Here is a 25,000-nt window from a genome sequence, read left to right as displayed (position 1 = left end):
AGTGAAAAATATGAATTACGAACAAATTATAATGCAAATTATTGCTAATAGTGGTGAAGCGAGAAGTAAAAGTCTCAAGGCAGCTCGTATCGCGCGTGAAGGGGAATTCGAGCAAGCCGCTGATTTTTTAAAGCAAGCAAAAGATAATTTAACAGCAGCACATAAAGTGCAAACCCAATTGATTCAAGCTGAAGGCCGTGGAGAAAAGACGGAAATCTCAATATTAATGATCCATGCACAAGACCATTTGATGAATGCGTTAACGGTTCGTGAATTAGTGGTGGAGTTAGTTGAAGAAGCAAAGGCGCGTAAGCAATTAGAAGAAAAAATGAAAGGTTTGGTGAACTAATATGAAAAAGATTTTATTAGCGTGTGCAGGTGGATTTTCAACAAGTATGTTAGTAGAAAGAATGAAAGAGGCAGCTAGAAGTAAAGGCATTGAAGTGGTAATTGATGCGGCAGCAGAAAGTGATATTGAAAGCCAAAAGCCATTTGACATCATTATGTTAGGGCCACAAATGGGACATGCAGAAGGGGAGCTTGCAGCAGCGTATCCAAAAATTCCAGTAACGACGATTGACATGATGGATTATGGCATGATGAACGGTGAAAAAGTGTTAAGTACAGCAATAGAACTGCTTGAGAAGGGGGTTTAGTCCATGGCGGCGAGTGGGGCGGAGTGGAGAAGTAAAATACAGAAGGTAAGTACAAAAATCCAAAAAAATACTTATATCAGTGCAATCTCCAATGGACTTATGGCATTGATGCCTATTTTGATTTTGGGTGCAATTTTCTCCTTAATTAATGCTTTAAAATTAGAGCCTTATCAAAATTTCTTAATTAACACAGGCTTAAAGGATTATACGTCAATTCCAGCAACGGTAACCACCGATCTTATTGCCCTTTATGCTGTATTTTCTATCGCTTATAATTTTGCAACACAACATAAACAGCAAGGTTTTTCTGCGGGGATTATTGCGCTAATGAGTTTTTTGCTGGTCACTCCTAAAGGGCTGCTTGAGGATGGAGCAACCAAAGCAATTGGCTACTCATGGTTAGGTGCAAAAGGGTTATTCGTTGCGATTATCGTAGCTCTAATTGTTGGGACAATCTATACACTAGTGCTAGAGAAAAAGTTTTACATTAAAATGCCTAAAGGTGTGCCGCCAACTGTTGAGAAATCATTTGCAGCATTAACACCAGGTTTTATTACCGCTATTATTATGTTAATTTTAACTGCAATCTTTAGTGCAACCTCTTATGGCAATATGCATGAATTCGTATTTTCAATCATTCAGGTTCCTCTAACTAGTCTTGGTGGTACTTGGTGGGCAATGTTAATTTGTGTGTTCATTATTCACTTGTTATGGTTTTTTGGGGTACATGGTACGTTGGTTGTTTATTCCGTTGTAGGTCCAATTTGGGTAGCGCTTGGTTTAGAAAACTTGGAAGCGTATCAAAAAGGGCTGGAAGGTACAAATATTATCGGTTCTCCATTTTTCCCTGTGTATGTGTTAGTTGGGGGAGCCGGCGCTACATTAGGACTTATTATTGCTATGTTATCTGCAAGATCGGCTAGATATAAAACGTTAGGGAAGCTAGCTATTGTTCCAAGCTTAATTGGTGTAAATGAGCCTGTTATTTTTGGGATGCCGCTAGTATTAAATATTCGTCTTATGATTCCGTTTATCGTCACTCCGATTATTACAAGTGGGTTAGCGATTTTGTTTACAAGTATGGGAATTTTACCGGTATTAAATGGTGTACAGGTGCCACTTGGGATTCCAATTTTGTTTAACGGTTGGATGACTGGGGGCTGGCGTGTGGCGTTATTCCAAGTTGTACTTATCGTCATAAGCTTCTTAATGTACTATCCATTTTTCAAAAAAGCAGATGCAGAGGCTTACGAGCAGGAGCATGCTGCGGAGATGGCAGAAGCAGCCAAAGCTTAATGTGAATAACAGCGAGGGGAGACTTGAAGCAAGATGACTAGCAATAACAATAGTAATATCAATAACAATAGCAACTTCAGTAATGAAATGAGTAGTGATACAAGTCGTTATACCAGAGACAATAATGGTGGCTTTCCTGAAGGCTTTATGTGGGGTGGCGCGGTTGCGGCTAATCAGGTTGAGGGTGCTTATAATGTTGGTGGCAAAGGCTTGTCAACGGCTGATGTTGTTAAGTATTGCCCACCAGAGCAGCGTGGTAGCTTAGAGCAGTTGCTTTCCATTACCCATGGGGAGCTCACGCAAGCGCTTCAAGATGAGGAAGGTAATTACCCCAAGCGTAGAGGGATCGATTTTTATCATCGTTACAAAGAGGACATCGCTTTGTTTGCAGAGATGGGCTTTAAGGTGTTCCGGTTCTCCATTTCGTGGCCAAGGATATTTCCTAACGGCGATGAGCTCACGCCAAATGAAGAAGGTCTGCGTTTTTACGATGCGGTGATCGATGAATTATTAAGTCACAATATTGAGCCATTAGTGACGATCTCTCATTATGAAATGCCAGTTCAGCTTGTGCAGAAATATAATGGATGGGAATCACGTGAGCTAGTGTCGATGTTCGTAAGGTATGCTGAGGTACTATTTAATAGATATAAAGGGAAGGTAAAGTATTGGTTAACCTTTAACGAAATTAATTGTACCTTAAAGGCACCATTTCTAGGGGCAGGCATTATCACTGAGGGCAGAGACAACGTCAAGCAAATTGCTTTCCAAGCGTTGCACCATCAGTTTGTAGCCAGTAGTCTAGCGATTAAAGCAGCTAGAGAAATAGATTCAGAGGCAAAAATCGGCTGTATGCTAGCAAGAAGACTTGTATATCCATATTCGTGTAGACCAGAGGATGTACTACAAGCCCAAACTGAAAACCAGATGGCACAGTTTTGCACAGACGTTCAAGTGAGAGGGTATTATCCTAGCTTTATTCAGCGTCAATGGCGGGACCAGCAGGTTACGCTTGTGATGGAGCCAGAGGATGAGACCCTCCTGCGTGAAAATGTTGTAGACTTTTTATCCTTTAGCTACTATATGTCAATGACAACAAGCACCGATCCAGCACATACAAGCAAAGCTGAGGGAAATCTGTCTACAGGCTTAAAGAATCCTCATTTAGAGGCTTCTGAATGGGGTTGGCAGATTGATCCGATTGGTTTACGCGTGGCACTTAGAGAGATGTATGATCGTTATCAAATTCCATTATTTGTGGTCGAAAATGGTCTTGGTGCGGCAGATGTGCTGGAAGAGGATGAAGCAATTCACGATCACTATCGCATTCAATATTTAGCTAAGCATATCGAGCAGATGCGTGAAGCGATTGCGGATGGCGTTGAGCTAATGGGTTATACAAGCTGGGGTTGTATTGATCTTATCTCTGCTTCTACCTCTGAAATGCGTAAACGCTATGGCTTTATTTATGTGGATCAAGATGATCATGGTCAGGGAACATTGGCTCGTTATCGCAAGGATAGCTTCCATTGGTACAAAAAAGTGATTGAAACGAATGGAGCAGATTTAGCAGAGAAGATCTAAGACAATATTAGAATAATTAGGCGTTTACCTTTATGGTGACGCCTTTTTGTCAAGATCGTTTGTTATTGTCCTTCTTTCCATCGTGTGAGATTCCCACTTTTTCATATAATACAGTAGTTGTGTGGAAACTCGTTATCTTGCTTCGTTAGAAACCTAATTCATTTCCTATATTGATTCGATAACTCCTGCAGCAGTCTTTCTATTTGTTCACGTAAAGCCACAGGCTGGCGTACATGTGCTTCCAACCCGAATCCTAGAAAAAAATGAGCTGCCCAGTTCAGATAAGATTCACTTATGTGCGTATGTATAACGCCTGCCCCATCCTCATGCACTTCAATTGATTGAGATAGCCATATCTCAGATTGGCAGCGCCTAACTCCTTCAGGTGTCAGCTCCACTACGAGCTCCACCAGATCTCTATCCTCCATCTGCATCACTGAGTTACGAATATTACCCTCTTCGTAGGTTGGATTGTAGGTTAGATTGGTATTTGCCGAAGCTACACACGCTTTCACCCGATCTACACGGAAGATTCGCAGATCGTTGGCTACCCCGCAATAAGCTCTGCAATACCATAATCCGTTCACTGTGTACACACCAAGAGGTAGTATGTCTCGCTCGCTCCGTTCCTTGCCTTCATATACGATATGGACAGTTTGTTGCTCCAAAGCCGCTTCCAGTAAATCTTTTAGACAAGGAAGGTCCAGATCATGGGAAGGTATCCAGAACACCAAGCGCTCTTGCATCCGCTGGATCGCTGCTTTCCTATCTGCTGTCATGTAATGCATGAACTTTTGCAACGCGGTGTTCACCTCGTCATCGAACGGGAGAGATTTATAGTTTTGAAGCGACTGGCATGCAAAAAACAAAGCCATCGCCTCATGCTCTGTGAAGCTGATTGGCGGAAGTACCTTTTCACGTAGAACACTATATCCCCCATGAGCCCCCACTTGGGAATATAGAGGAACGCCCAACTCACTAAGCTCCGTCAGATCGCGGATCATAGTCCGTCGTGATACACCACACTCGTCCGCTAACTCCTGTATTGTGAATTTCCTGCGTTCATTTACCAGCATAATTAATTGAATGAGACGTTGTGCTTTGTTCACTTTTATACTCCCTTGGGAATTAAAATTTTGAATAGTGCCATAGTTTGACACTATTCCTCTTTATACTAAACCATATTAGTGAAGTCAAGCCTACGACACAGCTAACAATAACATTAAAGGAGCAACGAATATGACACAAGCAACAACCCCTTATGTACTAGAATTGGTTGTATTTCATTTAAAGGAAGACACAAACGAGGCTAGTTTCCTCGAAGCTGCACGGAGTCTAACTGAACTTCTGCACACTCAGATTCCCGGCTTCCAGTCACGAAATCTGATGCATACCGCAGACCATACCCAATGGACCGATATGATCTATTGGTCAACAATGGAGATGGCGCTGGCAGCGATGGAACAACTTCACTCAGCATCGGAGTTTCGGGATTTTGCTGGTATGATCGACTCACAGAGTATTCAAATGATGCATCTCACTGTGGCACAATCGGCTTCGGGGAAGTCTAAGGAGGGCTCGACTCATGTATAAAGTTACTGTGATTGGCCTGGGAGCTATGGGAGCAGCTATCGCCGCAGTACTGGTAGAGCAGAATTATGAGGTGACGGTATGGAACCGCACCCCTGCAAGAGCAGATTCACTTATCCGTAAAGGGGCCGTTCTCGCTTCTAGTGTAGCTTCAGCTATAGCTGCCAGTCCGATCACGATCGTCTGTGTAGCTGATTACCAGGTATCCACAAGCCTCTTAGATCAAGAGCCTGTGAAGTCCGCTCTGGCTGGACGTGTGCTCATTCAGCTTAGTACCGGGAGTCCGCAGCAAGCCCGTGACCTTGAAGCGTGGGCCGTTGGACTGGGAGCCACATATCTTGATGGAGCTATTGTGGCTTCCCCATCTCAGATGGGTAGCGTAGGAGCTACAGTCTTTGCCTCGGGTAGCATGAACGCTTGGGGTAAAAGTGAGTCGCTTTTACAAAAGCTAGCTGGAAATGTATCTTATCATGGTGAGCAAGTCAGCGCAGCGGCTTCAGTCGACTTGGCATTCTTAGCCTATCTGTTCGCCTCTTACCTGGGTTTTTTCCACGCGGCACGTATCCTTGAGAGTGATGATTTATCAGTAGAGGATTTTGGCACAATGATTGCCCAAGTATCCCCGGTAATCGGTGAGGTGATGAAGTATCAGGGTGCGGTTATCCAGAACAACAGTTACAGTCAGCCATTAAGCTCGCTTCAGATGTCCATGACAAGCATTGAGCTACTTACGCTACAAGCCCGTGAATCCGGCATCAATAACGAATTCCCCCGATTCGCTGAAAATCTGTTCCAAAGGGCCCTAAATGCTGGCTATGGGGGCGAGGAGGTCGCGGCTTTGGTTAAGGTACTACGCTAAGAATAGTTGTGTATTTGCTAGGTTTCTTTACTGCTCTTCTCGCCACAAGCCTGCATGTTGCTTTACGATATCTACAAATAGCTCCATCGCATGAGATTGCCATTTTTTCGTATGATACAGCAATTGTGTTGCAACTCGTTGTCCTTCATCGTTCCAATGTAGTTGCGACACAGTGCCGTCTTGAAGCTCCTTCTTAACTGTAATATAAGGCAAAAAAGAGATACCAAGGCCACTTGCCACACATTGCTTAATCGCTTCAATGCTCCAAAACTCAAGCTCTGGGTCAGGGATAACACCAGATTGATGTAAATGCTTTTCAAATAAAGATCGGTAGGAGCAACCTGCTTCTGTAAACAAAATATTTTCATTTTTAAGCTGGATCGGCTCAACTTGTTTAAAAGATAAAAGTGGGTGATCACTTGCGGCAATTAGTGCCATTTTTTCTTCGATTAGCGTTTCAATATATATATCCTGCTCACTTACTTCAGGCTGTAAAATAAATGCGATGTCTAATTCCCCGGATCGAATGAGGGATATCATCTCCCAGCATAATCCGGGCTTAAGGATAATACGCACCTCTGGGTATTTCTCCCGATATTCTCGAATAATGGACGGTAAACGAAATGCGGCTAACGATTCAGGCGCGCCAATCCGGATTGTTCCTCCCACTCTCATGTCAGAGCGAAGTGCATTTTCTGCCATTAAATGCATCCTAGATATTTCCTGAGCATAAGGAAGTAGCTTTTCTCCTGCAGCTGTTAACTGGATTTTACGACCAATCCGATCAAATAAAGGTTTATCAAGCTCCTGCTCTAATGCTTGAATTTGTGCGGTAATGCTAGATTGAGCATAGTCTAGTTTTAATGCTGCCTTGGTAAAGCTCCCTGTCTCTACGACAACGAGAAAAGTAAATAAATGACGTGACTCGATAGTAGACCCTCCTTCTATCGGTTTTTTGAATAGATAATATCTTAAACTTCTGTTTTTCAGATAGCTGAATTATCTGATAAGCTGATTAAAAAATCAAGAGGGGAAAGAAATTCATGAAATCAGAACTGACACAATTATCTCAAGCGTCTAAAAAATCTCAAGCTCGTGTCCTCCGTAAAACGATAGGAATGCCACAGGCGGTGGCTTTATATATTAGTGCTGTCCTTGGATCGGGTATATTGCTTGTGCCAGGACTTGCAGCTGAGATAGCAGGACCAGCCTCGTTAGTGGCATGGGCGATCATGATCTTGTTAATTACACCGATGGCGTTAAGCATGGGGTTACTATCTGCAAAATATCCAAATGCAGGTGGGGTCTCTCATTTTGTTACTCTTGCTTTTGGAGAACGTGCTGGAGCAGTCATTGGCTGGTTGTTTCTTATGTCTGTTCCTATTGGTGCGCCAATGGCGGCATTAACTGGATCGGGTTATTTAACGAGTGCCCTTGGATTAGGCGAAACGGCTCGAATCTTCATAGCTGTAGGCGCAATAGTAGCTTCTTTACTCATTAATTTGATAGGGATGAAGCTTGCAGGACGGATTCAGGTGATTGTCGTTTTATCCATTAGTTCGGTTTTGATTTTTACATTTTTTGCTGCTCTTCCTGACATGTCCTTTGACCACTTAACTCCACTTGCCCCACATGGTTACTTAAGTATAGGGAAAGCAGGAGCATTATTATTTTGGTGTTTTATTGGTTGGGAGGCGATCTCACATTTATCGGAGGAATTTAAGGATTCTAAGCGGTCGGCAACTTCAGGTGTTATCATTGCGGCATTGATTGTTGGAATTTTATATTTTATGACGGCATTAGCTACAGTAGCTACGAATAGCTATAAGATTGCAGGTCCAGAAGCGTCGTTAATCTGGATAGTAAGTAGACAATTAGGAATGTATGGAGCGGTATTGACTGGGGTCACAGCACTTTTGATTTGTATAGCAACAAGCATTGCCTATATAGGTGCGGCATCAAGAGTAGGTTATGCTTTAGCAAGACAAGGGGCAGCTCCACAATGGATGAGCACGTTATCAACAAGATATGGGACACCAACAGGAGCATTTGTTTTTTTAATGGTTTGTTTTAGTATTGTTTTTTTTCTATATGGTAGCGGTACATTTTCGCTTACAACCTTGATTCAATTACCAAATGCTACATTTATTTTGACTTATTTAGGGGGGTGCGCAGCAGGAATACGATTGTTAAAGGGAAATCGCTTTGGTCAATGGATCAGTGGGATTTCATTAATTGCTACATCGATCATTTTTCCCTTTACGGGCTGGGCGATGTTGTATCCAGCAGTATTGATCATTTTGTTTGTAGCTGTGTCTATATTTGTAAAAGAAAAAAACAAATGACTTCTTCTTCATATTTTTATTTATTAGCTTGTCATGCCTGTCTGCATATTTGGACTTGTTCCCTCATACACATGTAACAGTTTAGGAAATTAAATGTAGAGGGGATGGAGAATAAATGCGCCGAGGTTTAACATGGACATTATGCATTTTATTAGTTTTTAGCGTTGTACTAGCTGGTTGTGGCAAAAAAGATGCTGCGGGCGTAGTGAAGGAGCTAGACAAAACTGTAACTAAACTTACGAGTTACAAAGGGACAGGAACAATGACGCTATATACTAGCGATAATCCGCAAGAGTATAAGGTGGAAGTATGGTATCAAAACCCAAGTTACTACCGGATCTCACTAACTAACGCTCAAAAAGATGTGACTCAAATTGTGTTACGTAATGATCAAGGGGTATATGTATTAACGCCAAGTCTCAATAAAAGTTTCCGTTTCCAAAGTGACTGGCCAGAAAATCAAGGACAAGTTTACTTATATCAAACGTTAGCACGTAGTATTTTGAGTGATAATAGTCGTCAATTTGTAAACGACAAAGACAGTTATGTGTTTGAGGTTGCGGCAAATTATAATACAAGCGCATTAGTTCGTCAAAAAATTTGGCTCTCTAAAGATAATTATGCACCAAAGCAAGTTCAAGTTAGCGATTCGAGTGCAAAGGTTGTAGTGGAGGTCAAATTTGATTCCTTTACCTTTAATGATGATTTTGGCAAAGATGCATTTGATATGCAACGCAATTTGGATGCAGGTAAAGAGCAGTCAAAGGGTACGTTGCTTGAAGTAGATGAAAATGGAATGCTCGTTGAGAAGAAGCAAGAGGAAACACCAGCAAGTGGAAATATTGAAAATGAACCTGCTGCGCCTGCATTATCTGAATCGTTTGGGGTTCTTATTCCGACCTATATGCCTGAAGGTGTAGAGTATGTAGATGATAAAGTTGTGGATGGCACTGATCGTAGTACCGCTTTACTTAAATATGGTGGTACATACCAGTATACGATTACTGAGTCACGTTCACCAGATCGCACGGCATCTTTAGCGCAGGGCACAGCTATTGATTTAGGTTTTACGGTAGGCTTTTTGAGTGGAGATCAGCTTCGTACATTAACATGGACAGCGGATGGGTTAGAGTTCGCAATTATTAGTGAAGATTTACCTACACATGAAATGGTAAATATTGCTACTTCAATGCAGGATCAGTCAGGTAAATAAACAAAAGCGGCGGATTGGAAATACAGTCCGTCTTTTTTTTTACTTATTCAGGTCACATTTTTCTTAATTCTTTAATTTGACAGCCTGCTCTCATAACATTACGATAGTTGTATCATAATAGAAAAGACTCTCAATGATTTAAAGAAGGTGACCTAAGAAGTGCAAGTGAAGTATAGATCAACACATGCGGAAATCAATTTAGATTCGCTTGGGGCAAACTACAATGCGTTACGGAGAAACTTGCCTGCTGGCATGAAGTTTTTGGCTTGTGTAAAGGCAAATGCATATGGACATGGTGCTGTACATATAGCTAAAGAGATGGAGTCTTTAGGTGCAGATTATTTAAGTGTGGCATTTTTAGAGGAGGCTCTAGAATTGCGTCATGCTGGTATAACTTTGCCAATTCTCGTATTAGGCTATACGCCTCCCCATGGTGTTAAACCCGCTTGGGAGCATGATGTTACATTAAATGTGTTTACCTATGATGTATTAGAGGCGATTGCTGCACTTGATCACACCCAATTTGCACGCAAGTTAAAAATTCATATTAAAATTGATTCAGGAATGGGCAGACTTGGTTTATTAAGTGAAGAAGAAGCTGTTGATTTTCTTAAGGCAGCTAGCAGTATTCCGCAGCTTGAGGTGGAAGGTCTATTTACTCACTTTGCGACCGCAGATGAAGAAGACAAAGAGTATACAATGGAGCAATACCAACGGTTTCAGGGAGTAGTACATGCGCTGAAGAAACATGGAATCTCAATTCCAATAATACATACTGGCAACAGCGCCATTGCAATTGACCTATCGGAATTTTCTTGTCAAATGGTTCGAGTTGGCATCGCGATGTATGGTTTATATCCGTCAAATGAAGTGTGTAAGGATAAAGTGAAATTAACACCTATTTTATCTTTAAAGACAGAAATTTCACGTGTACGGAAATTACCAGCAGGATCTGTAGTAAGTTACGGAGCAAAATATGTAACAGAACAAGATGAATATATCGCAACATTGCCGATAGGATATGCCGATGGGTACTCACGTATGCTTGGTGGCAAAGCTCAAGCTTTAGTAAGAGGCCATCTAGTTCCTGTCGTTGGGACGATTTGTATGGACCAATGTATGATATCACTGAAAAACTTGGCTGAGGAAGCCAAAGAAATTAAAGTTGGCGAAGAGGTTGTACTCATTGGCCAGCAATCTGGCGGCGAGATTACCGCAGATGAACTGGCATCCGCACTTGGAACCATTCATTATGAGTTGACCTGTATGCTTGCTCATCGTGTACCCAGACTATACAAACGTACTGGCGTACCCGACCTTTTAGTAAATCCTTTGTTGTAATTATACAAAAAAATTACAATACCAGACAAAAATCAACAAAATTTTTCCCTGCTGGAAGGAATTCGAGGGGCTACTATCGAACTGTAAACACATATGGAAATCTTCGGATATATACGAGTGTGTTTACTTTGCTTATAATATTATGTAGCATACTTGATATACTGACGACATATACTTCTCTTAGTATAAATTGGCTTGATTCATGATATACTGGAGACAAGGGGCAGGGTTCGACAAGGTTTTGGGGGTGGGAGTAAGGATGGCTAATATGCATAACACTAAAAGGATTATGATTAGTTTGCCAGATCAACTTTTGCAAGAAGTGGATGGAATTGTAGAAAAGGAAAACTCTAACCGTAGTGAGTTAATCAGGCAAGCCATGAAGCTCTATTTAAATGAGCGCAAGAAGCGTTTCATTCGTGATTCTATGCAACGCGGTTACATGGAGATGGCAAAGATTAACTTAACGATGGCATCTGAGGCATTCCATGCGGAGGAAGATGCAGACATCACTCTGGACCGCTTAGTGAGCGGGGTGTAAATATTGATTGTAAAACGCGGCGATGTATTTTTTGCAGACCTATCACCTGTTGTTGGTTCTGAGCAGGGTGGGGTAAGACCAGTGCTTGTCATCCAGAATGACATTGGGAATCGATTTAGCCCAACGGTAATTGTTGCTGCCATTACAGCTCAGATTCAGAAGGCAAAGCTTCCTACGCATGTTGAGATTGATGCAGCAACACATGGTTTTGACCGAGATTCGGTTATCTTGTTGGAACAGATTCGCACCATTGACAAACAGAGACTTATTGATAAAATTACACACTTGGATGATGAGACGATGAAAAAAGTAAATGACTCGCTGCTGATCAGTCTTGGTTTGATTGATTTTTAATATAGCTGTAAAAAAACCATTGCGACCTATTAAGTATAGGTTTCAATGGTTTTTTTGCATGTTTAAAAATAGCCATGCGTTGATGGAAAGCTTGAAGAGGGGCAGTACGGGGAATTATAGTAAATTGGAACTATAAGAAGGTAGGAGTTGTTGTGGCTTGAATTGTCGTGAAGTTCTGTGAATTAAAAAAGAAAATAGAGCAATACTAGCTCGATCTTTCATCCCAAATTAGTACTTATCCATCTAAGGAACAGCGGAGAGACAGAGGGATTCTGAAGAGCGTCTTTAAAATTCAATTCCCACAAATAGCATTATTCAAAAGAAGGAATTCAATTTTAACAACGGTCGTAAGAACCCTCTGGAGCGCAGCAACCCCCTCTCTGCCCGATAAGTATTAATTTAAATTTACTCCATGGAGATTCACAACTTTCTCCACAACAGCGCCCACTAGTCTAATTTTCCCCATTCCCCGACCCTCTTTGTCTTTTCTAAAACGTCACTAAACTCACTTCCACTGGAATTACTGAGCAAAGTTTGTGATAATAGGAATATTGAAGATAAGGTATTGAAGCTAATCATATTGAAGTTACTGAAAATTATTGAAGCTGTTGAAATCATTAAAATTAAACAGCAAAAGGTGTTGTTTATCCAGAATGAGGAAAGAGGGATATCTTTGTCGCAGGATACTATAGATCAAACTCAAGAAAATCAACAAAATCAACAAAATCAACAAAACAAGGAAAAAATCATTATTACAGCTTCTAAGGAATTAGGCATTTCTCCTAAGCAAGTTAGGACAACAGTGAATTTATTGGATGAAGGCAACACGATTCCTTTTATTGCCCGTTACCGTAAAGAAATGACGGGAGAGCTCGATGAAAATCAACTTCGCAATATTGAGGAACGTGTACAATATTTAAGAAATTTAGAAGAGCGTAAACGTGAAGTGATTCGCATTATTGCTGAGCAAGAAAAGCTGACTCCTGAGCTTCAGCAAGCGATTGAAGCGGCTGTAAAGCTACAGGTAGTAGAAGATTTGTATCGTCCTTATCGTCAAAAACGGAAAACAAGAGCAAGTGTAGCGAAAGAAAAAGGACTAGAGCCACTTGCTCAGTGGCTAATGTCACACCCCCAGCAAGGCGATGTCAACGAAGAGTCTGCAAAATATATTAATGTAGAGCTTAAAGTAGAAACGGAAGAAGAAGCACTTGCGGGTGCGATGGACATTGTGGCTGAACAGATTGCTGACGATGCAAAAGTTCGTGCTTGGGTACGTCAATTTACAATGGACCATGGGCTAATGGTTTCTGAGGCGAAGACACCAGAAGAGGAATCGGTCTATGAAATGTACTACAGCTATCAGGAAGCAGCCAAAAAGATGCCATCTCATCGTATTCTTGCAATGAATCGCGGTGAACGTGAAAATATTTTAAAGGTATCACTTCAAGTAGAGACAGAGCGTATTCATCAATATATTGAGAAAATGTATATAAAAGGACAATCTTGTACAACAGAGATTTTGCGTCTTGTCGTAGAGGATGCATATAAAAGATTGATTGCGCCTTCAATCGAACGCGAGGTTCGTGGGGAATTAACGGAAAAAGCGGAGCAAGGTGCGATTACCATTTTTGCAGAAAACCTAAGAAGCTTGTTGCTACAGCCTCCTGTAAAAGGAAAAAATGTACTTGGTGTTGACCCTGCTTATCGGACAGGCTGTAAGCTAGCGGTGGTAGACGATACTGGCAAGCTATTAGAGGTTGCTGTTACATACCCAACCCCACCTAACAATAAAATTGAAGAAGCCACTACAAAAATAAACGCTTTAATCGAAAAATATGATGTGCAATTGATTGTAATTGGAAATGGTACAGCTTCTCGTGAAACTGAGCAGTTTATTGCTGAAATCATAAACAACAGACGAGATAAAGACCTAGCGTATCTGATCGTAAATGAGGCTGGTGCAAGTGTATATTCTGCTTCCAAGCTAGCGCAGGAGGAGTTTCCCGATTTAGATGTTGCGGAGCGTAGTGCAGTCTCCATTGCTCGTCGATTACAAGACCCACTTGCAGAGCTTGTAAAAATTGAACCTAAAGCAATTGGTGTAGGTCAATACCAACATGATGTATCCCAAAAGCATTTGGATGAAAGCTTGAAAACGGTCGTAGAATCAGCCGTAAACCATGTAGGCGTAGATGTAAATACAGCTTCACCTTCGTTACTTTCCTATGTATCAGGTGTAAATGCAACGATTGCCAAAAATATAGTGAAATATCGCGAAGAAAATGGAAAATTTCTAAACCGCAAGCAGCTTGCTAAGGTTCCAAGATTAGGGGCAAAAACGTACGAGCAATGTATCGGCTTTTTACGAATTCAGGAGGGCGAAAACCCATTAGATCGTACACCGATTCACCCTGAGTCTTATTCATCCGTTCATTCCTTGTTTGAGCAGCTACAATTTGAATTATCAAGTATTGGCTCAAAGGAGCTAGTAAGTTCACTTGCAACCGTAGAGCTAGAGCCACTTGCGGCTGAATTAAATGTAGGTGTACCTACGTTGCGCGATATTGTAGACAGCTTACAGCGTCCAGGACGTGATCCACGTGAGGAGCTACCGTTGCCAATTTTTAGAACGGATGTATTGAAAATTGAAGACCTAGTACCTGGGATGGAGCTTCAAGGAACAGTACGTAACGTGATTGACTTTGGGGCATTTGTAGATATCGGTATTAAAAATGATGGTTTAGTCCACATTTCTCAGCTTAGTGATCGTTTTGTAAAACATCCAATGGATGTGGTCTCTGTCGGAGATAACGTGACGGTGTGGGTATTAAATGTTGACCTGAAAAAGGGTAGAGTGGGTCTAACAATGCGTAAGCCAGAGATGAACAGCTAGATAATAATTCATATAAAAAAGCTACACAAAAGACCAAGCAGATGGGACAAGACTAGCAGGCTAGCACAACTAGCCAGAACTAGTGATGTATCTCATGTAGGCTTGGTTTTTTGGTTTAAGGACGACGATTGCCATTACAATAAAAAAACCAACAATCATTCAGAAGTCTTACTTTTTTAAGGTCTCTTTTCTGAAAAGCGTTCATGATTTGTTTACTGAACCAAGATGGCACTGTACGGTTCCCCCTCTAGAAAGTAATTAATTTAACTTATGGGCGCAGAAGGGGAAGCGTGCAAGTCCTTTTTAAACATATTTAAACGGTTAGGAAATCGCTTCTTCCTCATAGTATTGCTCTAATTGTGCTTGTAAAGCTCGAATTTCCGTTAATAAAGAAATCAAGGGGTAGTTTTCTTCTTTTATTGCGGAAAAGGAAGACTCTAATTCGTTAATATAGTGGAGTGAGCTTATGGAACTTAACTCTTTATTTAAAATCTCAAGGTCATTACATTCTGCAATTGCCTGGGGCAAGACAGGGATGTTGTCCGCTGTTAATTTACTGATTTCTTTCCCCAAACGAAGATGAAGTGCACTTAATTGATAGGCATATTCTGTAGGGATTTCAACGAATAGGACGTCTGCTTTTTTTTGTAACACGACATATCTCATTTTAGACATTGTTTTTCTCCTTTAGCAATTGGGCTAGAGTACTTTACTTGACAGTGTAGCCTACCAGCAAGTTACAATGCAATAGAATAGTATAGATGATGAAAGAAAAATAAGCAGTGAATATAGATACAATTGAAAAACATTTATAAGAAGATGATCACAAGAAGATCATGATCATAGATGCGAAAGAACGATGAAGGGGAAGATTAAAAGAAGGACGAGGAGAAAGATCAAGAGAAAGATGAAAAGAATGATGAAAAGAATGATGGAAGGTCATGGTGGTGATGAGATTTGAATAATGAGCAGCTACAGCAGTGGGTAGAGGAACTTTCTTTAAGTTTTTTTGGTCTACCATTTAAACATCAAGCTACATTTAATTCCCGTTTAAGATCTACAGGTGGGCGGTATTTTTTAAAAAGTCATCATATTGAAATTAATCCCCATCAGCTTACTAACTTTGGTCTTGAAGAGGTTGAAAAAATTATTAAGCATGAATTATGTCACTACCATTTGCATTTAGCGGGAAAAGGATATCAGCACAGAGATGCAGAATTTAAGTCACTGTTAGAACGTGTACAAGGAAGCCGTTATTGCAAAGCTTTGCCACTAGCAAAACGTAAGCAATCGCTACCTTTTCGATATAAATTAAGATGTAAGTCTTGTGGGATGACATATTTGCGCAAACGACGTGTCGATATTACCCGCTATCGCTGTGGTAAATGTAGAGGGGAATTAGTAGAAGAGAGTACATTTGAGAAATAAGAGAATAATAGTGCAGATACGATGGAGGCGGATTCTAATGGAAAGTGAGCAATTGATGCAAATCTTAGAGCAAGTGAGTACCTTGAGTACTCAGGATTCGTTGTTTCCAGGTGGAGATCCAGAGCAGTCTAGACAACGTGTTTTAGCGTCTGAGGCTCTTGAGCCAATGAGGAAGGACATGCAGACACAAGCAGAATACTTTTGCACAAATCAGTCCATTCCAGAGCTTACGTATTCCTTAATTACTTTATTTGCTGAAACGGGTGACAGGCAAAGCTATGACAAGATTTATTTTGAACGTAGAAAAAGATTGATGACATTAGCGATTGCAACTTGGCTATTTCCAGAACAAGAGGGTTATAAAACTAGGTTATGTGATATTATTTTTTCTATTTGTAATGAGTATACATGGTGTTTACCTGCGCATTTGACTAACCAAACTGAGAAGCCAATGCCAACGATTGATTTGTTTGCGGCGGAGACAGCGTTTGCGTTAGCAGAGATTCTACGCTTACATGAAGAGTGGTTGCCTAGCTTAATTTGTAAGCGGATACAGGATGAGGTGTTCACTCGTGTGCTAAATAGCTTTATAGATGGAAGCCGTTATTTTGATTGGGAGCAGGCTACGCATAATTGGTCTAGTGTATGTGGGGGATCCGTTGGGATTGCAGCTTTATACTTGTTAGAAAATGAACCGGCTAAGCTTACGGTAGTATTGGAAAGAGTATTACCAGCACTAGAATACTTTTTGTCAGGGTATCATGATGATGGGGTTTGCATGGAAGGGTATGGGTATTGGGAATATGGCTTTGGTTATTATGTGTATTTCGCTGACTTGTTAAAGCAACGTACATTAGGAAAAATTGATTTATTAAAATGTGACAAGGTGAAGCAAATCGCAACTTTTCAGCAAAAGGCTTTTTTGGATGGCAGAAATGTGGTGAACTTTTCTGATGCATTAGCAAATAGTGGAGTATTTATGGGCCTAGGACATTATTTGCATTCCAATGTGGATGGAGTAGATTTACCGCCATTAGAGCTAATGAAGTCTTTTACAGAAGATCATTGCGGGAGATGGGGGCCTGCTATTCGTAATTTAGTCTGGTTTGAGGAGAATTTGTATACTACTACTCTGCAGTCTCAAGATCAGAATAAGGTTAAGGGGAGCACATGGGCGGCAGGCGACTATTGGCTTCCAGATGCACAGTGGCTCATTTCAAGGCACGTAAACTCCCAAGAAAGCTATGTTTTTGCGGCAAAAGGAGGACATAATGACGAACCCCACAACCATAATGATGTTGGGCATTTTATCCTTTATGGAGAGGGGCAGACTTGGCTGGCGGATTTAGGAAGTGGCTTGTATAGTGCAGATTACTTTGGTGAGCAGCGATATCAAATTCCTTGCAATGCAAGCTTTGGCCACTCGGTTCCGATTATAAATGGTCGTTATCAATCAGCAGGAGCCAAGCACGGCGCAACCGTTACGAATCTACAGCTAGGAGAGAGAACTAATGAATTAGAATTGGAGCTGGCTTCTGCTTATGAAGGTGTTCATCTACAAAGCTTGCGACGTTGCTTCAAGTGGTATAAAACGCCAAAATCAGAAAAACCATACTTAGAGCTAACAGATAAATATTGCTTTACTGATATGCCCGAGCAAGTAACAGAACGATTTATTTGTGCTGTTAAGCCGGAATTGGTTGATGGGAATGTGGAGATGAAGACAGAAGATTTAACTATTCGAGTCACTTATGCAAAGGATACCCTTAAACCCGTTATAAATGAGCTTGAGCATATTGACCATTTTGGTGAAAAGCAAATCTTTTATACGCTTGATTTTAAGTCAATATCAATTGATTTATGTATGGAGACGAAGCTAGTGTTTGCGTTTGCTCCATTAAGATAAAGTTCATTTCACCTTATTACCCCCAGTTGTTTAAAGAGGTTGCTAATAATTGGGGGATGAGGCTTGCACATACGATGAGAAAATTTGATATAATAAAGCTGTAGTCTGATTTATATAATATTAAAGGAGTTGTTCCTATGGCGATGTCCAAAGCCAAAAAGCAACGGCAAAAACGAGAGCGAGAAGGATATCGAAATCCTGAGCTAAGCCGTAGCCCGTTTGCGTTTGTAGATTTAAGAAGTAAGATGACTAAAACAAAGCAACAGCAATTAAATAAAAATAAACATAAGAACCAAAATCACTTTTACAAGGATGATGGTTCTTTTTGTTTGGGAACAATTAATTTTAAATATCTACGTTTAAGGGTACACGGATTTGATAATAAACTGCCCTTTTTTGATTTATAGTAGTTTCGATAATCGTTTCTATATAGATTGGACCATTAACCTCAATCCCCATTTTAGTTAATAAATTTAGAGGTTTTTCTAGTAATCTCTCAATATAATTTTGTCCGTATAGTTCAAATGAGGTGCAGGTAAGAGGATAAATTAAAGATTTTCCTCCATTTAAAGTAATCGGTTTCGGATGCTCTATATTTAGCTCTAATTGATGAGCAATCTGCTGTTCAATCGCTAGTCCATATTGGTAGTCATGGGTTTTGTGATTAACCATTGCAGCTTGTTTTGTTAAAGGAAAATGCTCCATCCAATTTTTTAGCTGTTCACTTTCATGATCATTTAAATCTACAAAATCCAGTGAATTTGAATGTGGCAAAAAAAACATGCTTGGTGTTTGCGCTATGGTCCAATTTCCCTCATATTGCTCTTGGCAAATTTGCAATAAGGAGGCTTGTAGCTGTGTGGCTTCTTTTAGTGCAAGTTGCTTTTTTAATATTTCTGAATGAATATCCTCGATTTTTTGCTCTAATTTTTCATTCATTTCCTTTGGTGTGCAGTTATGAAGTGTTTCTGCTATTTCACGAAGTGTAAAGCCTAATTTTTGTAGCTGCTTAATACGCAATATCGTTGGGGTTTGTGTAAAGCAATAATAACGATACCCGTTTAAATTATTTTTTTTACTGTTAATTAAGTGATATTTTTCATAATGCTTTAGCAAGCTGGAGGTTACACCTAAGTTTCTAGCAAATGTACCTATTTTGTACTCTGCCATTGTTTTATTCCTCCTTAATTGTGTCTGAATTAGTGAAATTGTAACATTAAGAGCATATTTTATCTGTATTTTTCATCATAAACATCATGCCTAGTGTAGTTGGGGGTATTTACTTGCTTCCACCATTCAGGTTTAAGATTGTCTTGTGAAAAAAAATACAAGGGGGATTACATTGTGAAGTTTAGCAAACTATTTTTAAGTCTTATTCTTACTGTAGTTATGATTTCTGGATGTACACAAAATGCGGAGAACTCCACCAATAAGGGGGATAAGCTATACACTGCAGGAACGTATACAGGAACAGCAGAAGGCCATAATGGGCCTGTAAAGGTGAAGGTTACATTTTCTGATTCAAAAATTACAAATGTTGAAGTGTCAGAGCAAAATGAAACAGCAGAAATTGCTGAAAATGCGATAAAAAAGATTCCATCTCAAATTGTTGATCATCAATCGCTTGCGGTAGATGCTGTAGCTGGAGCTTCTCAGGTTAGTAGTGCAATTCTAACCGCAGTCGAAGATGCCGTTAAGCAAGCAGGAGGAAATGTTGAAAAGCTAAAAGCAAACAAGATAGAAAAGAACGGGATGGATGAGGAGACTACTACCAAAATTGTGATTGTAGGTGGTGGTGCATCTGGAACAGCTGCGGCATTAAAGGCAATCGAATTTAATAGTGATGTTATTGTGGTAGAAACAACACCAAGCCCAATGGGGCAAGGGACAATGGCAGGAGGATTGTTTGCAACTAATTCTTCTCAGCAGATTAAGCAAAATAAGACCGTAGATCCTAAATGGTATTACGAGCAATATGTGAAAACAGGCAACTATATGGTTAATATGGGTTTATTGTCGAAGGTCATAAATAATTCAGGACACATTGTAGACTGGCTGGAACAAAATGGAGGAAAGTTTACGCTTGCCCACCCAGGTACAGGTTCTTATTATGAGCATCGTTTGACTCACCCTAATTCTACATTGCATGGTTATACCGAAGGTGGAGCAAAAACAATTAGCGCTCTTCATGAAACAATTACGTCAAAGGGCGGAAAAATTTTATACAATACGAAAGCAACAAACATGATCACAGATAACGGAAAAGTAGTTGGAATTAAGGCTGAAAAGGAAGATGGCGGTACGTTAACAATTAAAGCGGATAAAGTAATTTTAGCTACAGGTGGTTTTGGTGGTAACGAGAAATTAGTTAAAGAAACTTTTGGTGATGGGTATGGTCAAAGCCGAGTGGCTACCAATATTGGTACAGGCATTGCAATGGCAAAGGAAGCTGGTGGAGATGCAGATTATAGTAAGGCAATCATGATGCATTATGGTGTATCTCGTGGGGGAACACAGTGGGGAACGGTTCTTAATTCAGCATTGCTAAATCCATATTTGCATGTTGATGTGGATGGAAATCGTTTTATAAATGAAGAAGAATTTATTTTTGAGCCTATTAAGTCTTCTAATGTCATTAAGTCATTGCCTCAACATACTGCTTACGAAATTTTCGATCAAAGTATGATTGATGTTGTAAAGCAAAAAGGATTTGCTGGAATTACTGATATTTATGATGGTGATTTAGCAGAAAAGGCAACTAAATTTGTAGAGGTTGGTCATGAAATTGATACAGCTAAAAATTATAAGCTAAGCCATACACCAACAGATCTAACTAAAGAGATCGATCAACTCGTGTCGGAAGGCAAAATTATAAAAGCAGCCTCTGTGGATGAATTGGCTGAAAAATTAAACATGTCTAATCTTGCAAATACAGTGAACAGATATAATGAATTATGTGCAGCAGGTAAAGATAGTGATCATTTCAAATCAGCAAAATATTTAGATAATGTAGAAGGAACGGTATACGCTGTGAAAATTACTTCTTCTGTGTTCCTAGGTACATTAGGTGGGATTACCGTAAATGATAACCTACAGGTATTAAATAAAGAAGGTAAGCCTGTAGATGGCTTATACGCTGTTGGTGCTGAAACAAGTGGAGTATATAATGACAGTTATGTGTATTTTGAGGGTGGAACATTAGGTTACGCATATGGTTCTGGTTATATAGCTGGTGAACATGCAGCAAAGGCATTAGCGGGCGAAAAATAAGTTAAATAAAGAAGAAATTATAGTCAAACGAATCCCAAACCTAAGGTTGCTTTTTAACAAGTAAGAAAGGGTAGCTCACAAGATTTGGGACTTCTTTTGACTGTTTTTTAAAGGAAAAATAAATAACAATATTCCAAGAAACATATTCCATTAAACTATCTTGACTTTAGTGCGCAATCGTGATAAATTAATATTCAACTTGATATTATTTTAATGTTCCCTGATAGCTCAGTTGGTAGAGCACTCGACTGTTAATCGAGTTGTCACAGGTTCGAGTCCTGTTCGGGGAGCCATTTCTTTTGGAGAGATACCCAAGTGGCTATAAGGGGACCCTCTGCTAAGGGGTTAGACTGCGTGAGCGGTGCGAGGGTTCGAATCCCTCTCTCTCCGTTGAATACATCGTTATTATAAACTGTTATGTTATCTGTTGATAATGTAGCAGTTTTTATTTATGTGAAGATGTGGTATACATGTAATAACAAGTCATCTATGAAGTGGGGTATACCGATGCTAATTACCGGAATCGAAGTGCAAGATGCTCCTGCCCTGCTTAATCTCCAATTACAGCTAGACAAAGAAAATAGCTTTATGATGTATGAGTATGGGGAAAGACCTAAGCAAATATCCCTCGTGAAAGAAATGATTGAGCGTTTTCATGATACAGGTTCTTTGTTATTAGCAGCACGCACACGTAAGGAGTTAGCCGGTTATATTAGTGCAGAACGTGGGAACGCAAATCGTATAAACCATACTGCTTATGTGGTGATCGGGGTGTTGGAAAAACATCAAAAACAAGGGGTTGCCACTGGCTTAATGGAGTATTTGGTGAAATGGGCAAAAAGCAGTAAAATTACGAGACTTGAATTAACGGTGATGACACACAATACAGCTGCAATTACCCTTTATAAGAAATTTGGTTTTAAGCAAGAGGGGATTAGAGAAAAGGCAATGCTCGTAGATCGAAAATATGTGGACGAGTATTATATGGCGAAGCTTTTATAAAATAAAAAAAGGTATTGCTACTATTTTATTATTTTGATATAATCAATTTTGTTGTCGGCTCAAAAAGACGACAAGGTTGTGGCCCGTTGGTCAAGCGGTTAAGACACCTCCCTTTCACGGAGGTAACAGGGGTTCGATTCCCCTACGGGTCATCTTATATATGCGGTCGTGGTGGAATGGCAGACACGCTATCTTGAGGGGGTAGTGGGTGTATACCCGTGGAGGTTCGAGTCCTCTCGACCGCATAAGAATACGATATTAAAGCAAAGAACTTGATTACTTAAGTTCTTTGCTTTTTTTGGTGTTTTTCTATTTTCCCCCGATAGAACTTTATGGTGCTAAAGAAGTTAAGTAAGATGTGAAAGTATTGCTTTAACGCATATCGTTTTAAAATATTGCTATTCTTTCCAGACACTCATAGGGTCCCATGGCTTGATTTGATTACCATATTTTCCGGTCAAAAAAGCTTTCATATCTTCCAACTTAGCAGGCACCTCGTTCCAAATAGGAAGCGGTGGCAAGCCTCGTTTACTTTTTAATAGGATGTCTACTGTAACATACAAGCGTTCTGGCTGAATCCAATGAAGGAAGCGAGAAATATCAATTTGCTTGGTCAGGGATAGGGCATCAATTTCGTCATTGTAATGCTTGTTGAACTCGCTGATCAGGTTCAGGAGGTAGTCTCTCTGCTCCTTCACGAAGTCCAGGCCGCAGATGGCACCATGTCCTGGAACAACGACGTCGGGTTTAATTTCATCAATAATACGATCAAGTACTTTAATCCAATTGAGGGTTCCCTCTTCGCTGTATGCCGTACAACCATTAAACACAACATCGCCGGCGAATAGCACTTTTTCTTTGGGCATCCACAGCAGTAAGTCACTGTCAGAGTGGGCGGGAGCTACGTTGTAAATCATTACTTCCGTATCGCCAAGACGGATATTAATGTCGTCCTTTATTTCAATATTCGGGAACACCCACTCTACGCCTTCTAGGTTAAATCCTTCAAATTCTGCAGCAAAAAAACGCTCGCCCGAAGTTGATTCTGTAGAATCCTTCCCTCTTCTGATAACACTGTCCATCCATGCGATATTTTCGGTGAGACGCTCTCGATCTGCTTCCTTATGCATAATAATGCAAGCATCTTCAAACACTTTATTCCCCCAGGCATGGTCGCTGTTATAGTGCGAGTTCACGACATAAGCTGGGGAGCTGCCGTTGCTTACTTCCTGAAAAGCTTCCCGCATTTCCCGTGCATGGAACAAATCGAAGAACGTGTCATAGACAAGCCCTTCACCCTTGTTAATGAACCCAGCATTGGCCCAACTGATCCCTCGATACGGCGAAATACCAGCAAAGACGTCATCTGCGACTTCAAAAAATTTAACGCGAGGTTTTTGAATAATACGTCCATACTTCATAAAAATTCTCCTTTGCGTGTCTGTTATTTTGAGTAAGTCATACTGACTATGTCTTTATTATAGAGAATAAAAACAGAAATGCAAGCATGTACTTGCATGCAATAATTATATGCTATATACGCAATCGAGACCGAACCATGGCTATTGCCCTCTGACCGAGTCCAGATTACATTCGATAAAACTTGTAGTAGAATAGGATTAACATATTCAAAAGGAGAAATACAATGCAGACTTCAGACAGAATCATTGAAGCCGCAACAAGGCTGATCAAAGAGAAGGGATATCGGGGAGTGAGCACCAAAGCCATTGCAACGGAAGCGAAAGTGAATGAATCTACGATTTTCCGGCAATTTGGAAGCAAGCAAGGCATTTTGGAAGCCATCATTGAGAGACATTCTGATATTCCGCAATTTGAAAAGCTGCTAAAAGAGGACGCGACTGATAATCCCGAAGTCGATCTACTGAATGTAAGTCATCAATACCGTTTGTTTTTTCACAAACATGCAGACATTATTTTGATTGGTATCCGTGACAAAGGAATGTTTCCCGAATTGGATAGAGTATTAGCTGATCCGCCGGTAAAGCTGCACGCCTTGCTGGCTGAATATTTTAAACGCTTGCAGGAAAAAAAAGTTATAGCCATACAGGATGAGCGTCTTGTCGCTATGTCTTTTCTGTCGATGTGCTACGGATTTCAGATGAGCGAGCTGATTCACCAGCAATATCAATCCCAGCTCGTCACCGAGGAAGAGTTCTATAAGCATAGTGTCTCATTGTTTGTAAAAGGAATTTTGTTGAAGTCTTAACAATTTTATTTGGCACTCGTATAGGGTGCTTTCTTTATGGTCTCTCACATGTAACACTTCTAATTTATGTATATAAAGTAACTCCCCAAGTCACATTATGTTATAATTCTCAGTATATACATAGGTATAATCAAAAGAACAAGGGAATGGATGAGTTTAACGGTGTCTAATTTTTGGATCGTAATTGTGATTGGAATCGGAACCTATCTGATGAGAGCAGGTTCTATTTTACTTGGCAGTCAGATGCAGTGGTCAGCCAAAACAAAGGAATGGTTATATTATGTTACTCCTGCGGTGCTGGGTGCTTTGTTAGGGCCATTATTGTTTATGAATGGAACAGAATTTATACCCATTACGCATAATGCAATTTTATGGGGAGCTATTCCCACAATTGTTGTGGCATGGTATTTTCGTAACTTATGGCTGACAATCCTTGCGGGAATCATTAGCTATAGCTGTGTGCAGTATTTGTTTAATTGGTTAGGATGGTGAGTG

At 40.3% G+C, this 25,000-nt stretch carries 25 protein-coding genes, 4 tRNA genes and 1 pseudogene; 23 read left to right on the top strand and 7 right to left on the bottom strand.

Features of this window, described 5'->3' with window-relative positions; all coding sequences use genetic code 11:
- The first annotated feature begins 10 nt into the window (after positions 1-10).
- From J2Z32_RS00560 to J2Z32_RS00545, 4 genes are all read left to right on the top strand, one after another.
- A complete protein-coding gene (locus J2Z32_RS00560) occupies positions 11-349 on the top strand; it encodes a PTS lactose/cellobiose transporter subunit IIA (RefSeq protein ID WP_210087200.1) in 339 nt (112 codons plus the stop codon).
- A gap of 1 nt (position 350) precedes the next feature.
- Positions 351-656: a PTS sugar transporter subunit IIB gene (locus J2Z32_RS00555; RefSeq protein ID WP_210087199.1), complete on the top strand. Its 306-nt coding sequence runs from the start codon at positions 351-353 to the stop codon at positions 654-656.
- A gap of 3 nt (positions 657-659) precedes the next feature.
- Entirely contained in the window at positions 660-1,952 is a 1,293-nt protein-coding gene (locus J2Z32_RS00550) for a PTS sugar transporter subunit IIC (RefSeq protein ID WP_210087198.1), read from the top strand.
- An 87-nt stretch (positions 1,953-2,039) separates the two neighbouring features.
- A complete protein-coding gene (locus tag J2Z32_RS00545) occupies positions 2,040-3,536 on the top strand; it encodes a glycoside hydrolase family 1 protein (protein ID WP_210087529.1) in 1,497 nt (498 codons plus the stop codon).
- A gap of 158 nt (positions 3,537-3,694) precedes the next feature.
- Here the strand turns inward: J2Z32_RS00545 and J2Z32_RS00540 are convergent, their stop codons facing one another.
- Positions 3,695-4,315 (bottom strand): WYL domain-containing protein, encoded by a 621-nt coding sequence (locus J2Z32_RS00540; protein ID WP_245251062.1) that lies wholly within the window; start codon positions 4,313-4,315, stop codon positions 3,695-3,697.
- Between the two features lie 159 nt (positions 4,316-4,474).
- Positions 4,475-4,645: pseudogene (locus J2Z32_RS22455) on the bottom strand (helix-turn-helix transcriptional regulator); the annotation flags it as partial.
- Positions 4,646-4,775: 130 nt separating this feature from the next.
- Here J2Z32_RS22455 and J2Z32_RS00535 point away from each other — a divergent pair.
- Positions 4,776-5,129 carry a hypothetical protein gene (locus tag J2Z32_RS00535; RefSeq protein ID WP_210087196.1) on the top strand — a complete coding sequence of 118 codons (354 nt, stop codon included), beginning with the start codon at positions 4,776-4,778 and terminating at the stop codon, positions 5,127-5,129.
- Complete coding sequence (locus J2Z32_RS00530; protein WP_210087195.1) at positions 5,122-5,985, top strand: NAD(P)-dependent oxidoreductase; 864 nt, start codon at positions 5,122-5,124, stop codon at positions 5,983-5,985. Before J2Z32_RS00535 ends, J2Z32_RS00530 begins: the two co-directional genes overlap by 8 nt.
- Positions 5,986-6,012: 27 nt before the next feature.
- Here J2Z32_RS00530 and J2Z32_RS00525 read toward each other — a convergent pair whose 3' ends face one another.
- Positions 6,013-6,915 (bottom strand): LysR family transcriptional regulator, encoded by a 903-nt coding sequence (locus J2Z32_RS00525; protein WP_210087528.1) that lies wholly within the window; start codon positions 6,913-6,915, stop codon positions 6,013-6,015.
- A gap of 113 nt (positions 6,916-7,028) precedes the next feature.
- Here J2Z32_RS00525 and J2Z32_RS00520 point away from each other — a divergent pair, with 113 nt between their 5' ends.
- The 6 genes from J2Z32_RS00520 (at position 7,029) to J2Z32_RS00495 (ending at position 14,672) form a co-directional block, all read left to right on the top strand.
- Positions 7,029-8,330, top strand: coding sequence for an amino acid permease (locus J2Z32_RS00520; RefSeq protein ID WP_210087194.1), 1,302 nt, complete (start codon positions 7,029-7,031; stop codon positions 8,328-8,330).
- A gap of 115 nt (positions 8,331-8,445) precedes the next feature.
- Positions 8,446-9,543: a LolA family protein gene (locus tag J2Z32_RS00515; RefSeq protein WP_210087193.1), complete on the top strand. Its 1,098-nt coding sequence runs from the start codon at positions 8,446-8,448 to the stop codon at positions 9,541-9,543.
- Between the two features lie 159 nt (positions 9,544-9,702).
- Positions 9,703-10,884: an alanine racemase gene (alr, locus tag J2Z32_RS00510; protein WP_210087192.1), complete on the top strand. Its 1,182-nt coding sequence runs from the start codon at positions 9,703-9,705 to the stop codon at positions 10,882-10,884.
- A gap of 259 nt (positions 10,885-11,143) precedes the next feature.
- The gene (locus J2Z32_RS00505; RefSeq protein ID WP_210087191.1) at positions 11,144-11,425 is read left to right on the top strand and encodes a CopG family ribbon-helix-helix protein; all 282 of its coding nucleotides are present in this window, start codon (positions 11,144-11,146) and stop codon (positions 11,423-11,425) included.
- A gap of 3 nt (positions 11,426-11,428) precedes the next feature.
- On the top strand, positions 11,429-11,779 hold the full coding sequence (locus tag J2Z32_RS00500; RefSeq protein WP_210087190.1) for a type II toxin-antitoxin system PemK/MazF family toxin: 351 nt from the start codon (positions 11,429-11,431) through the stop codon (positions 11,777-11,779).
- Between the two features lie 745 nt (positions 11,780-12,524).
- Positions 12,525-14,672 (top strand): Tex family protein, encoded by a 2,148-nt coding sequence (locus J2Z32_RS00495; protein ID WP_342453899.1) that lies wholly within the window; start codon positions 12,525-12,527, stop codon positions 14,670-14,672.
- A 115-nt stretch (positions 14,673-14,787) separates the two neighbouring features.
- On the opposite strand, the gene cmpA is transcribed toward J2Z32_RS00495, so the two are convergent.
- A complete protein-coding gene (gene cmpA, locus J2Z32_RS00490) occupies positions 14,788-14,904 on the bottom strand; it encodes a cortex morphogenetic protein CmpA (RefSeq protein ID WP_210087189.1) in 117 nt (38 codons plus the stop codon).
- An 89-nt stretch (positions 14,905-14,993) separates the two neighbouring features.
- Entirely contained in the window at positions 14,994-15,347 is a 354-nt protein-coding gene (locus J2Z32_RS00485; RefSeq protein WP_210087188.1) for a hydrolase/acyltransferase, read from the bottom strand.
- 282 nt (positions 15,348-15,629) lie between these two features.
- On the opposite strand from J2Z32_RS00485, the gene J2Z32_RS00480 reads away from it, so the two are divergent.
- The 3 genes from J2Z32_RS00480 (at position 15,630) to J2Z32_RS00470 (ending at position 18,413) form a co-directional block, all read left to right on the top strand.
- Positions 15,630-16,100 carry a SprT family protein gene (locus J2Z32_RS00480; RefSeq protein WP_210087187.1) on the top strand — a complete coding sequence of 157 codons (471 nt, stop codon included), beginning with the start codon at positions 15,630-15,632 and terminating at the stop codon, positions 16,098-16,100.
- A gap of 37 nt (positions 16,101-16,137) precedes the next feature.
- On the top strand, positions 16,138-18,006 hold the full coding sequence (locus J2Z32_RS00475) for a heparinase II/III family protein (protein WP_210087186.1): 1,869 nt from the start codon (positions 16,138-16,140) through the stop codon (positions 18,004-18,006).
- 137 nt (positions 18,007-18,143) lie between these two features.
- Positions 18,144-18,413: a hypothetical protein gene (locus J2Z32_RS00470; RefSeq protein ID WP_210087185.1), complete on the top strand. Its 270-nt coding sequence runs from the start codon at positions 18,144-18,146 to the stop codon at positions 18,411-18,413.
- On the opposite strand, the gene J2Z32_RS00465 is transcribed toward J2Z32_RS00470, so the two are convergent.
- Positions 18,352-19,176 carry a MerR family transcriptional regulator gene (locus J2Z32_RS00465; protein ID WP_210087184.1) on the bottom strand — a complete coding sequence of 275 codons (825 nt, stop codon included), beginning with the start codon at positions 19,174-19,176 and terminating at the stop codon, positions 18,352-18,354. The two genes, J2Z32_RS00470 and J2Z32_RS00465, sit on opposite strands and share 62 nt — an antisense overlap.
- A gap of 174 nt (positions 19,177-19,350) precedes the next feature.
- On the opposite strand from J2Z32_RS00465, the gene J2Z32_RS00460 reads away from it, so the two are divergent.
- From J2Z32_RS00460 to J2Z32_RS00435, 6 genes are all read left to right on the top strand, one after another.
- On the top strand, positions 19,351-21,276 hold the full coding sequence (locus J2Z32_RS00460) for an FAD-dependent oxidoreductase (RefSeq protein ID WP_210087183.1): 1,926 nt from the start codon (positions 19,351-19,353) through the stop codon (positions 21,274-21,276).
- 217 nt (positions 21,277-21,493) lie between these two features.
- Positions 21,494-21,569: transfer RNA gene (locus J2Z32_RS00455), tRNA-Asn, on the top strand.
- Positions 21,570-21,577: 8 nt separating this feature from the next.
- A tRNA-Ser gene (locus tag J2Z32_RS00450) sits at positions 21,578-21,666 on the top strand.
- A gap of 27 nt (positions 21,667-21,693) precedes the next feature.
- Positions 21,694-22,278 (top strand): GNAT family N-acetyltransferase, encoded by a 585-nt coding sequence (locus tag J2Z32_RS00445; RefSeq protein WP_210087182.1) that lies wholly within the window; start codon positions 21,694-21,696, stop codon positions 22,276-22,278.
- An 80-nt stretch (positions 22,279-22,358) separates the two neighbouring features.
- Positions 22,359-22,430: transfer RNA gene (locus J2Z32_RS00440), tRNA-Glu, on the top strand.
- Positions 22,431-22,440: 10 nt separating this feature from the next.
- Positions 22,441-22,523: transfer RNA gene (locus J2Z32_RS00435), tRNA-Leu, on the top strand.
- Positions 22,524-22,676: 153 nt separating this feature from the next.
- Here the strand turns inward: J2Z32_RS00435 and J2Z32_RS00430 are convergent.
- Positions 22,677-23,699 (bottom strand): MBL fold metallo-hydrolase, encoded by a 1,023-nt coding sequence (locus J2Z32_RS00430; RefSeq protein ID WP_210087181.1) that lies wholly within the window; start codon positions 23,697-23,699, stop codon positions 22,677-22,679.
- Between the two features lie 224 nt (positions 23,700-23,923).
- On the opposite strand from J2Z32_RS00430, the gene J2Z32_RS00425 reads away from it, so the two are divergent.
- Both J2Z32_RS00425 and J2Z32_RS00420 read left to right on the top strand, forming a co-directional pair.
- Entirely contained in the window at positions 23,924-24,505 is a 582-nt protein-coding gene (locus J2Z32_RS00425) for a TetR/AcrR family transcriptional regulator (RefSeq protein WP_210087180.1), read from the top strand.
- A gap of 162 nt (positions 24,506-24,667) precedes the next feature.
- Positions 24,668-24,997: an AzlD domain-containing protein gene (locus tag J2Z32_RS00420; protein WP_342453892.1), complete on the top strand. Its 330-nt coding sequence runs from the start codon at positions 24,668-24,670 to the stop codon at positions 24,995-24,997.
- Positions 24,998-25,000 lie beyond the last annotated feature (3 nt).

Source organism: Paenibacillus turicensis (assembly GCF_017873435.1).
GTDB lineage: Bacteria > Bacillota > Bacilli > Paenibacillales > Paenibacillaceae > Fontibacillus > Fontibacillus turicensis.
The sequence above is the reverse complement of the archived record's forward strand: the minus strand, read 5'-3'. Positions and strand labels throughout refer to the sequence as shown.